Source organism: Nocardia barduliensis (genome assembly GCF_013315795.1).
GTDB lineage: Bacteria > Actinomycetota > Actinomycetes > Mycobacteriales > Mycobacteriaceae > Nocardia > Nocardia barduliensis.
Window position 1 is genome coordinate 1 of record NZ_JABLTE010000169.1, and the last position, 11,019, is coordinate 11,019.

Annotated in this window: 11 protein-coding genes and 1 pseudogene; 6 read left to right on the forward strand and 6 right to left on the reverse strand. The window is 67.9% G+C overall.

Features of this window, described 5'->3' with window-relative positions; genetic code table 11:
- The 5 genes and pseudogenes from HOV91_RS40360 to HOV91_RS36700 form a co-directional block, all read left to right on the forward strand.
- A pseudogene (locus HOV91_RS40360) lies at positions 1–129 on the forward strand (cytochrome P450); the annotation flags it as partial.
- Positions 129–923 carry an SDR family oxidoreductase gene (locus HOV91_RS36685; RefSeq protein ID WP_174189798.1) on the forward strand — a complete coding sequence of 265 codons (795 nt, stop codon included), beginning with the start codon at positions 129–131 and terminating at the stop codon, positions 921–923. The pseudogene HOV91_RS40360 and the gene HOV91_RS36685, both read left to right, overlap by 1 nt.
- Before the next feature lie 17 nt (positions 924–940).
- Complete coding sequence (locus tag HOV91_RS36690) at positions 941–1,138, forward strand: ferredoxin (RefSeq protein ID WP_174189799.1); 198 nt, start codon at positions 941–943, stop codon at positions 1,136–1,138.
- Between the two features lie 139 nt (positions 1,139–1,277).
- Entirely contained in the window at positions 1,278–2,870 is a 1,593-nt protein-coding gene (locus tag HOV91_RS36695; RefSeq protein WP_174189800.1) for a succinic semialdehyde dehydrogenase, read from the forward strand.
- Positions 2,871–2,963: 93 nt separating this feature from the next.
- Positions 2,964–3,449, forward strand: coding sequence for a glutathione peroxidase (locus HOV91_RS36700; protein WP_174189801.1), 486 nt, complete (start codon positions 2,964–2,966; stop codon positions 3,447–3,449).
- 81 nt (positions 3,450–3,530) lie between these two features.
- Here the strand turns inward: HOV91_RS36700 and HOV91_RS36705 are convergent, their stop codons facing one another.
- The 5 genes from HOV91_RS36705 to HOV91_RS36725 form a co-directional block, all read right to left on the reverse strand.
- Positions 3,531–3,674, reverse strand: a complete 144-nt coding sequence (locus tag HOV91_RS36705) for a hypothetical protein (RefSeq protein ID WP_174189802.1) — start codon at positions 3,672–3,674, stop codon at positions 3,531–3,533.
- The gene (locus tag HOV91_RS36710; RefSeq protein WP_498072332.1) at positions 3,671–4,501 is read right to left on the reverse strand and encodes an NsdA family TPR-like regulatory protein; all 831 of its coding nucleotides are present in this window, start codon (positions 4,499–4,501) and stop codon (positions 3,671–3,673) included. Before HOV91_RS36710 ends, HOV91_RS36705 begins: the two co-directional genes overlap by 4 nt.
- A gap of 302 nt (positions 4,502–4,803) precedes the next feature.
- Positions 4,804–5,115, reverse strand: coding sequence for a hypothetical protein (locus HOV91_RS36715; RefSeq protein ID WP_174189804.1), 312 nt, complete (start codon positions 5,113–5,115; stop codon positions 4,804–4,806).
- A gap of 751 nt (positions 5,116–5,866) precedes the next feature.
- On the reverse strand, positions 5,867–7,531 hold the full coding sequence (locus tag HOV91_RS36720; RefSeq protein WP_174189805.1) for a sulfatase-like hydrolase/transferase: 1,665 nt from the start codon (positions 7,529–7,531) through the stop codon (positions 5,867–5,869).
- A 186-nt stretch (positions 7,532–7,717) separates the two neighbouring features.
- Positions 7,718–8,437, reverse strand: coding sequence for a TetR/AcrR family transcriptional regulator (locus HOV91_RS36725; protein ID WP_174189806.1), 720 nt, complete (start codon positions 8,435–8,437; stop codon positions 7,718–7,720).
- A gap of 149 nt (positions 8,438–8,586) precedes the next feature.
- On the opposite strand from HOV91_RS36725, the gene HOV91_RS36730 reads away from it, so the two are divergent.
- Positions 8,587–9,528, forward strand: coding sequence for an NAD-dependent epimerase/dehydratase family protein (locus HOV91_RS36730; RefSeq protein WP_174189807.1), 942 nt, complete (start codon positions 8,587–8,589; stop codon positions 9,526–9,528).
- A 116-nt stretch (positions 9,529–9,644) separates the two neighbouring features.
- On the opposite strand, the gene HOV91_RS36735 is transcribed toward HOV91_RS36730, so the two are convergent.
- Positions 9,645–10,922, reverse strand: coding sequence for a serine hydrolase domain-containing protein (locus HOV91_RS36735; RefSeq protein WP_246351477.1), 1,278 nt, complete (start codon positions 10,920–10,922; stop codon positions 9,645–9,647).
- Positions 10,923–11,019 lie beyond the last annotated feature (97 nt).

Below are 11,019 nucleotides of genomic sequence, written 5' to 3' on the forward strand. Positions count from 1 at the left end.
ACTGTCGCCTTGCACGAGTTCAGCTCCCGGGTGCGGTCCTACGAGGTCCTGGAATCCGGGATCGCGCGTGTTCATTCGTCCAACGTGCGTGGCTTCGCGCACCTTCCTATCACCGTGGAGACCCGATAATGCCAAGATTCGCCCCCCATCCCGAGCGCAGGCCCGCGCTCGTCTCCGGCGCTTCGTCCGGGATCGGCGCCGCCACCGCCGTGGCCCTGGCCGAACTCGGCCATCCCGTCGCGCTCGGCGCCCGCCGCGTCGATCAGTGCGCCGAACTGGCGGACAAGATCCGCGCCAACGGCGGTGAGGCGTTCGCTTACCGCCTCGACGTCACCGAGCCGGACTCGGTCGAGGAGTTCGTGCGCGCCGCCGAGGAAGCGCTCGGCCCAACCGAGATCCTGGTGTCCAGTGCGGGCGACATCGAATTCGGTCAGGCGCACGCGATGGATCCGGAACGGTTCCTGCGGCAGGTGCAGGTCCATCTCGTCGGCGCACAGCGCCTCGTGCACCGGGTGCTGCCCGGCATGCTGCGCAGGCAACGCGGCGACATCGTGCTGATCAGCTCGGACTGCGCGTCCGAACCGCGTCCGCGCACGGGCGCCTACAGCGCCGCCAAGGCGGGCCTGGAAGCGATGGCCGCGCAGATGCGCATGGAACTCGAGGGCAGCGGCGTTCGCCTGTCGCAGGTCCGGCCCGGTCCGACGCTGACCGGCATGGGCATGGACTCCACGCCCGAGATCGTCGGCCCGGTGCTGGAGGACTGGAAGGCATGGGGCTTCGCCAGGCACCCGTACATGCTGCGCGCGAGCGACCTGGCCGCCGCGGTGGTCGCGGTGGTGTCCACGCCGCGCGGCGCGCACTTGGTCCTGGTCGAGGTGCAGCCCGAGGCGCCGGTGCGTCCGCTCGCGGAACCGAACGATTAGCGAAGGAAGGGCCGACGATGCGAGTGCTGGCCGATCTCGATCTGTGTCAGGGCCACGCGGTGTGCCAGGACGAGGCGCCCGAGGCGTTCCACGTTCCCAAGCGCGGCAAAGTGGAGATTCGCGACGCCGCCGGGGATCCGCAGGCGCAGGCCGACGTGCAGCGCGCGGTTCGCTACTGCCCGACGCAGGCGTTGTCGATCGTCGCGGACGAGTGAGCGCAATTCGTCCCGCGCGGCGGGTAGGCAGGGCGTGCCGGGGCGAATACGATGAATCCGAAATCGGAACGTGTTCTAATTCAGTCGTATTGTCCGGCCCGGCACCTGCGGCGATGCCCGACGTCATGGAGAAGATCCGATGAGCACAGCACATACCGACAAGGCGAAGGGCACCCTGCCCGCCGGGATCACCGGGGAGCTGATCGCGCGGCTGACCGGCCTGGTGGCCGCCGACGGTAGCGCGGCGCCGTTCGAGATGACCGAGGTCTACACCGGCGCGCCGGTCGGCGAGCTGCCGCAGTCGACCCCGCAGGACGTCCGGGACGCGTGTGCCGCCGCGCGGACCGCGCAGACGCAGTGGGCCGCGCTGCCGCTGCGGCAGCGGCTGCGCGTGTTCGAGCGGCTGCACGAGCTGATGCTCGGCGAACTGGAGACCATCGCCGACCTCATCCAGATCGGGTGCGGCAAGACCCGTCGCATGGCCGTCGAGGAATCCTGCGACGTGCCCATGGTGATCAGCCATTACCTCAAGACCGCCCGGCGGGTGCTGCGGCCGAGGCGCCGCGGCGGCCCCATGCCGCTGCTGACCACCTCCACCGAGCAGCACCGCCCCAAAGGGCTCGTCGCGGTGATCGCGCCGTGGAACTTCCCCTTCGCCATCGCACTGTCCGACGCCATGCCCGCCCTGATGGCGGGCAACGGCGTCGTGTTGAAGCCGGACAACAAGACCGCGCTGTGCGTGCTCTTCGGTGTCGAGCTGCTGCACCGCGCCGGACTGCCGCGCGGTCTGGTCCAGGTGGTGTGCGGTGAGGGTCCCGACATCGGACCGGCGTTGATCGACAACGTCGACTTCGTCATGTTCACCGGCTCGACCGCCACCGGCCGGATCGTCGGCGAGCAGGCCGGTCGCAACCTCATCGGATGCAGCCTGGAATTGGGCGGCAAGAACCCGATGATCGTGCTCGCCGACGCGAACCTGGACGAGGTGATCCCCGGCGCGGTGTTCGCGGCGTTCGCCAACTCGGGGCAGGCGTGCATGCACATCGAGCGCATCTACGTGCACCGCGCCATCCACGACGAGTTCCTGCGCCGGTTGGTCGCCGCCGCGGCCGAATTGAACGGAAAGATCGGCGCCGCCTACGACTACACGCCGGAGTTCGGTTCCCTGGTGTCGCCGCAGCATCTGGAACGGGTCGCCGCCCACGTCGAGGACGCGCGGTCCAAGGGCGCCACCGTGCACGTCGGCGGGCACGCGCGCCCCGATATCGGTCCGGCGTTCTACGAGGCCACCGTGCTGACCGGTGTGACCCCCGAGATGACCCACGCGACGCTGGAGACCTTCGGTCCGGTCGTCACCGTGTACCCGTTCGACGACGAGCAGGAGGCGGTGCGCCTGGCCAACGCCACGGACTACGGTTTGAACGCCAGCGTGTGGACCCGGGATTTCGCGCACGCCGAACGGATCGCCGCCCAGTTGCAGGCAGGCAATATCAATATCAACGACGGCTTCGTCGCGACCTACGCCGCCAAAGGCACGCCTTCGGGTGGCGTGAAGCAGTCCGGAGTCGGCACCCGGCACGGCGACCAGGGCCTGCTGAAGTACACCGACACGGTGAACGTCGGCGTGCTCAAGAAGCAGGTGCTCGCCGCACGGGCGGGCCAGCCCTACGACAAGCAGCTGAAGATGACCCTGACGTCGCTGCGGCTGATGCGCCGAACCAGGTTGCGCTGAGCGCCGTGGGACCGGCGGTCCGGGGCTCTGCCGATCCGGTAGCGTGGCCGTCGGGGTGGATCCATGGAATCGAGAATGGGCAGGTCCATACGTATGAGCCTTCGAGAAATTCCGCTGCGCACACTGTCCGGCGAACCGACGACATTGGCCGACCTGGTCGGCGACCACGCGGTCCTGCTGGTCAACGTGGCCTCGAAATGCGGGCTGACGCCGCAGTACTCCGGACTGGTCGAACTGCACAAGACCTTCGGCCCGCGCGGCCTCAGCGTGGTCGGCGTGCCGTGCAACCAGTTCATGGGCCAGGAGCCGGGCACCGCGGAAGAGATCCAGCAGTTCTGTTCTGCCACCTATGGCGTCGATTTCCCCTTGCTGGAGAAGGTCGACGTCAACGGCGACCAGCGGCACGCCCTCTACCAGCAACTGGCGGAGACCCCCGATGCCGAAGGCAACGCCGGTGACATCCAGTGGAACTTCGAGAAGTTCCTGATCGACCGCGACGGCAAGGTCGCGGGCCGCTTCCGCCCGCGCACGACGCCCGAGGCGCCGGAATTGGTCGCGGCGATCGAAGCCGTGCTCTGAAGTAGTAACGAAAGCCGGGGCCGTCGTCCACTAGGGACGGCGGCCCCTGTCGCGTTCCTGCCGGAACTCACCTTCGAGCGCTCAACACCGGTCCGCCAGCAGGCCCAGGAACTCGCGCACTTCGGGCACCCCCGCATGGGGAAGAACGGCGGCGGCGATGCCATTCAGCTTCTGACGCACACGGGTGGAGGCGATCTGGCTGATGCCGTCGAAGTGGTCGGTCAATTGTGTTCACCGAGGTACATCTGCATCATGCCGGTCATTCCGCTGAGCAGTGCATCGGGGAGATAGACCCATTCCGGATCGAATCCGCGCGTCGACTCGTACGCCCGGTAGGCCCGGCCGAGTGCTTCGGTAACAGCCGACTTGTTGCCGCTCGGATCTTGCATCCCGAGCGCATCCGCTTCCCGAATCGCCAGGAGAGAACGCAGTTTCGGGCCGCCATGGCGCATAGCCGCCCGCGACGCGATCTGGGCGTACTGCACCGCTTGCCTCATTCCGGCAGGGGTGCCGCCGTTCAGTTCGGTCAGCAGCGAACTGGCGTTGCCCAGAGCGTGCGCGATCGCGATCCCATCGTCGGCCGCTGTCGCGGCTTGGGCAGCATCGGCATAGTAGCGCCGCGCACCGTCCAGGCGTCCGGCGTCATAGTGGACCCAACCCGCGGCCGTCATCATCTCGGCGGCGGCGCTGGTCAATGCACGGCCGACATCGTCGGTGTAGGTGCCGTTGTCCAGTAGTTGACCGACGTAGCGGACCTCATTGGCTGCGACCTGGCATATCCGGTCGCCGCCCACCAAGAGGTCCAGCTCGTGAATCTGGTTCACCGTCGCGTTGATGTCGGCGACATCGTCGGCGCAGACTCGGGCGCTGCTCGCTGGAAACGCGGATGCCGTCGACTGTTTCGTCGCCACCGAAGTCAGGGGCGCGCCTGCGCTGATGGCACCAGCGCGTAGGAAGTTGCGACGGTTCACATCCGCCTCCTCGTCCGACTCCACTACCAGTTGGCAAGAGGAACGTGGAGCGCTTTGGCTACTCGGCGCAGCACCCGCCATCGTGCACAGCAGCACCGCCGCGCTCGAGTTGGGAAACGCTATTCGGGCTGCGCTGAACTGTCCATGCGCCACTTGTGATCGGAGGTTGCCCAGGTCGGCGGTACGTTCCTGGACTCGGACGGCCGCGTCTGGGGCATCGGCTACGGCGCCCAGTGCATAGAGCAGCCCCGGAAACTGGTTCCGGGGCTGCTCTATTCGGACTGCGCGATTCCGCACCGCGAGAGCTGAGTGCTTCTGCGGCACCACCGATCTCGGCTACGCGGCTCGTCGGGCTCCGCTCGGGTACCGGACCCGGCTTTCGTTCACCGGGTCACTGTGGCGCACGGATTCGGCAGCGCCGAGAACGTGGCCAAGTCGCAGACGCCGCTGGTGAAGATCGTCAGGGGTGCGGCGACCATGAGCACGAGAATCCCGATGATGTCGCCACGCTCGAGGTGGTACATGGCGGTGCGCGCCGCGGCCGATCCGGCATCCACCGCCGAAGATCCGGTTCCGGGTGCTGCGACGGTCACCGTGGCGGAGCTGATCGGTTCGGCCGTCGCGCCGGCCGCGGTGACGACGAGAGTCGCCGCCGCGACCGACGCGGCGGCGAGGCGGAAGGGGGTACGCATCATCGCGCTCCTATGGTCGTGAATTGGCATTCACATGATAGCGAGAGTGCGGGCGGCTGTACGTGGAATCGTGAAGGAACGAGCGGCATCCGCGGTGTACCGCCATTCCTGGGGATCGGTTTGGCTGTACTGCTCGAATCTGGCGCTGGGCAGCAGGTCGAGGTCGTCGCTGATGCAAGAATTCTGCCCCGACTATCGACCTCCGTTGTCGCAACAGAGGAAGAATATGTGGTCACTTAATGCTGACCACGGACGCTCGTCAGAGGCATGGGGATGACCCCGAGTAAGCAGGACGGCGTTGCGGTACGACGAGGAGACCCGCGAGAAGGAACCATGGGATGCGACAGCGCCACGAGCGGTGGCCCGAGCCGGGCACGATCCGGCTCGGGCCACCGACGGCGCACCCGCAGTGAGCATGCGCGGCGGCGGCCGCAGGACGCGATGGTTTGCGTCGCGCTGATTCGAAGGTGGTCGAACGGTGCGTCCGCTACCGCGCGGCGCGAGAAGCGCGAGCGAACGCCGCGCTCCCAACGCGGCGGAGGGCGCGACCGGAGCGACGGCGGACGTCGTTGCCGCCGCCGGACCCGGCGATATGGTCTGTGTCATGCTCCGAGCTTGCGGTGCGGCGGCGGAATCTTCCGCGCCGCCGCGCCGAGCCGTGAAGATCGGTGCCGACCACGATATTCGGCGGATATCCCCGGAGCTGATCGAGAAATACACCACGGACCTGGCATTGCGCGACCTGCTGGAGGAGCTAGGACGGCCTCGGCACGGCGTCCAGCAGAGCGTGACCGATGCGTTCGGCTTGAACCAGGATATTCGTCTGCGCCGAGATGTAGTCGCCGATGCCTTCCTCTTGGGCGGCCCGCAGGTAAGGCGGCAGCGGTTGCTGGATCTCGGTGGGGATGACGTTGCCGAGCAGCGCTTCCATCTCACCGCGCAACGGATTCCCGGTCGCGGCCTGGTTGTCCAGTTCGAGCCTGCCCTCGTCGGTGCCGTAGTCGTAGAGCTCGAATTCCTGCTCGGCCGCCGGATCGATCCGGATCTGCCCGTGCACCCAGTGCGAGTAGGAGGCGAACTTCGCGTCGGCGGTGCGCACCATCGCGACGTGGCCGGGGGCGTTCTGGTTGAACAGGATCGCCGCCTCCTCGATGGACGCCTCGTCGGTGGTGTGCGCGACCCAAGGCCGGCCAGCGGCGCCCGCGTTGCGGCACAGCGCGGCGATATCGAGCCGCCCGCTCAGATGTTCGTAGCGCCCGTCGCCACGCCACCCGTCGCCGCCGGTGCCGATGGTGAGCAGCAGGGGAGTGAAGTCGACGCTGGAGGTGAGCTGTTCCCTGCTACTCGTGCCCTCGACCGGGCTCAGATAGCCACGCGGATCGTGGACGTAGAGCGGAACGCGCAGCGCCTCGTCGTAGGCGGCGCCGCCCTTGCCGTGCAGACCGTGCGAACCGGCGTAATCGCCGTGGTCGGAGGTGAAGACGACGACGGTGTTGGCGGCCACGTCCGGACGCGAGTGCAGGGTGTCGAGCACACGGCCGATCTGGATGTCGACCTGCTGCTGGGCCCACAGATACAAGTTGCGCATCTCGATCCAGGCATGCATGGCTTCCGGCGTTCCATACGGCGCCGCCCCGAACGCGACCGCCGAGACCTCGACCAGCGCCATCTGCAGGCGGGGCTTGCGCGAGAGCTGTTCGAGGGATTCGAAATTGGGCGGCAGCTCGGTCATCCACCGCGGGATGTCGGCGCTGAACTGGTCACGACGGGTCCAGCGCGGCCACCACTGGATGTCGTGCGGGTTGACCAGCGACACCGTCGTGCACCAGGGAGCGTTGCCGGAATCGTTGTCGAACCAGTCGACGAATTGGTCGACGATCTTCGGATCCGCTTGCAGCCCTTGACCCGGTGCGCCGTTCGGGGAGGGATAGGTGCCGCCGTGGAATCCGTAGGCCTCGAGCGCGCCTGGTGTGCGATCGGGATAGCTGCCGAGATGCCACTTGCCCCAGTAGGTGGTGTCGTAGCCGTGGTCGCGCAGCATCGATCCCCACGTGGGGAACAGCGGCGACAACGTCGACTCCGACACGACCATGCATCCGGTCTGCTGGGAGTAGAGGCCGGTCAGCAGACAGCCGCGAGCGGGCGTGCAGTCGTTGGCCGCCGTGTAGTGATTCTCGAACGACACACTGCCGCGACGGATCCGGGCGATATTCGGCAAGACGGTGTCCAAGGTCCGCTGATCGGGGAACCACACCGGTGTCCGCATCTCGTCCACGATGATCACCAGGATGTTCGGCTTGTCCGGATCGGTGTCCGCCCGCGCCCGGCCCGGTGCGGCGCCGGCCGAAACGGCGGCCGCGGCCGTCGCCGAGGTGGCCGCACTGGTCAGAAATCCCCTGCGAGTGAACGAGCTCGGCAATGTTCCTCCACGAATGAGTGATGTTCGTCGGTCGAATGGAACGCGGAGAATCTCGGTGCTGTCACCGTAGCGCCGCCCGGCGCGCGGCCGCGGCCGTGCGGTGTGGACACGCCGTCACCGAATGAGCTGGTCGAGCGATGCGCTCACCGACCGGCGGCCCTCCGGACGGCGCTCGCAGGGAGGGGCCTACGGCAGACCCGCGAGGTCGGCCATCACGTTCATGTGGTGGCCGAAGTATTCGGCGCGGGCGTCGATGGTTCCGTTCAGGCGGCCGAAGAGTTCGAAATTGACCAGGCCGAACAGCTGGGTCCAGGCGACGAAGACGCGGGCGAGCACGTCCTCGGAAAAGTCGGAGGACGGCTGCCCGATGAGTCGGCGCAGGTCGGGGGACGGCTGCTCGATGAGTCGGTGCAGGTCGGCGTGGACGGACGCGGGGAGCGGACTCGAAAGCGGCGGTGGGGTCAGCTGCCCCGCACCCGCATGAGCGATGGCGACGAGCCGGAAGACCACGGCCGCGGCGGGGGCCACGGTGTCCTCGGGTGCGGAGTATCCGGGCACGGGGCTGCCGTAGAGCAAGCCGTATTCGGCCGGATGAGCCAGTGCCCAATCCCGCACGGACGAGCACACCGCCATCCACCGACCGCGCAGATCGGCCGCGGGCTGTTTCGCGTCGGCGGCTTCGACTTCGGCGGCGAGCGCCTGGTACGCCTCCAGAATCAGGGCGGTCAGCAGGTCGTCGCGGCTCGGGAAGTACCGGTAGAGCGCGGACGCGACGATGCCCATATCGCGCGCGACCCCACGCAGGGACAGGTTCGCGCCGTCCACCGCCAACCGTTTGCGCGCGGTGGCTTTGATCTCCTCGATCATCTCGGAGCGGACGCGGGCACGTAGGGAATGAGCGGACATGTCCCCAGTGTAGAGAACGAGTGCCAGTTTCGAGAACAGGAGATTGTCTTGTGAACGGTGTTCTTGACTCGGATCGTTGTTCCCGATACGGTGAATGCACGAGCAAGAACAGTGTTCTCGAAGTTGAACACCGAGCAGAATGGATCCTCATGTCCCTGTACGTCGTCATCGGAGCCGGTCCCGTGGGCGCGGCGACCGCTGAGTTGCTCGCCGCACGCGGCGAGCGGGTGCGCGTCATCACGCGGCGCGGTATCGGCCCGGTTCACCCGCTGATCGAGCGCGTCGCCGCCGACGCCACCGACGCCACGGCGTTGACCGGGCATTGCACGGGCGCGAACGTCGTCTTCCAGTGCGCCCAGCCGCCCTATCACCGCTGGGCCACGGACTTCCCGCCGCTGGCCGCCGCCGCCCTGCGAGCTGCCGAGACAACCGGCGCCGTGCTGCTCAGCGTCGGAAACCTGTACGGCTACGGGCAGGTCGACGGCCCGATCAGCGAGGAGTGCCCGCTGCGCCCCAACAGCGTGAAGGGTCGGGTGCGCGCGGAACTATGGACCGAGGCGCTTGCCGCGCATCAGGCGGGCCGCGTTCGCACCGCCGAAGTGCGCGGATCGGATTACCTCGGTGCGGGAGCCAAATCGGCGTTCACCATGGTCGCGCTGCCCGCCGCGCTCGCGGGCCGCCGCGTGCTGTTCCCCGGCGATACGGACGCCGCGCACAGCTGGACCGACGTCACCGATACCGCCCGCACCCTGGTCGCGGTCGCCGACGACGAAACCGCGTGGGGGCGCGCCTGGCACACGCCGACCGCGCCGCCGGTATCGGTTCGCGAACTAGCCGGGCTCGCGGCGACGGTCGTGGACGCGCCACCCGTGCGTGTGGGGCGGATGCCCGCCGCCATGCTCTGGGCCGCAGGCCTTTTCGATCCCAACGCCCGTGAGATGCGCGAGTTGCGCTACCAGTTCGATCGTCCGTTCGTGCTCGACTCCTCCGCCGCGAGCGCGGCCTTCGGCATCGAGCCGACACCGACCGTGCAGTCCGTGCGCGCCACGATCACCGCCCTCGACGCGGAGAAGATCACGTCTGTCGGCTGAAGCGTGCCATCACGCACCTCGACCTGACGCGCCGACGCCTGGCCCGACGCGGTAGGGCCGAGAACGAGCGCTGGAACGCGGCCATCCGTGATCTGCTGCGCAGACCGTTCCTGCCGCTACCGAATTCCAGGGGTCGCCGGGTGCGGGCCGACGCAGCCGAGGATGAAGCAGCCCGGTGGCCAGTTCGCGAACGGCGCGGACATGGGCTTGCCCAGGCAGGACAGCGGGTTGCAGCCCGGGTAGGCCATCGGGCCGATACCGAGTGCGGCGAGGGTCGCATCGGGGTTCGAGATCATCGGATCGGACAGCTGGACATCCGATTGCTGTTCGTAGGGCGGCGCGGCGGGTACGCGGGGTGCGCGGAAGGCGGCGCCGACCGCACGCAGGACATCGTGCGGGAAGCTCAACGCGCTCCCCGGAACCGTGACGCCGGTCCAGCTGACCATCAATCCGAGGCTCGGCACGACGAAATTGTCCTGGCGCATCATTCCCGACATCTGCATCGCGTCCGGCGGCAGACCAGGAAAGTAGTTGGCGCAGTCCGGCCCGTTGACGACGAACAGGAAGCCGTAGCACGGGTTCGTCGGGGTGGGCCGGCCTGCCTGCGCGAGATAATCCGCCGAAATGATCTGATGATCGCCCCACCGGCCGCGATTCGTCAGCAGTAGGCCGAGCTTGGCGAAATCGTCCGGTGGCAGCAGCAGATGCGCGTAGCCGTAGGTGTTTCCGCTGCGGTCACGCCCCCAGAAGTAGTCGGTCGGCGGAATGCCCAAGGGATCGAACAGCTTTCGTTGCGCGTACGCCTGGAAGTCCTCGTCGACCGCACGCTGGATGACGTACACGAGCAGGTCGACAGCGCGCTGACTGTAACGCCACTCGGTGCCCTGCTGTTGATCGATCGGCATCGCCAACGCCTGCGCGACCACGTTCGGGTCGATTTGCGCCAACCCGGTGATGCCCTCGGAGGCCACCGCCACCCGCATGCCGCTGGATTCGACGAGCAGATTCCGCACCGTGATCGCGCGGTGTGCGGCATCACCGAGCTCGGGCGGCAGGTAGGCGCCGATCGGGTCGTCGAGCCGCAGCCGCTGCTCGTCCACCGCGATCCCGGCCACCATGGAAACCACGCTCTTGGTGCTGCTCCAGAGATTCCAGGGCACGCCGGCTGCCTGCGCGTTGTTCGGCCCGGCCGCGATCAGGCAATTGTTCCGAAAGATCTGCAGCGTCATGCGCGTCGAATCCGCCGCGAGCGCCACCGCCTGGCGCAGCGCCGCCGAATCGAGTCCGACCTCCTCCGGCGTCGCCGTTTCGGGGACCCGTCCACTGCTGACCGCGCAATGCCTCAACCCGTCCGGCCCGGCCTGCGCCATCGCCGGTGCACCAACCCCCAGCATCGACGTGGCCACCGTAATGGCAGCCACCGCAATGCTTCTCATACCTCGACCCACACCGGCCTCCGCTCTCGACGAACTCCACCTGGCTCATCGCCCC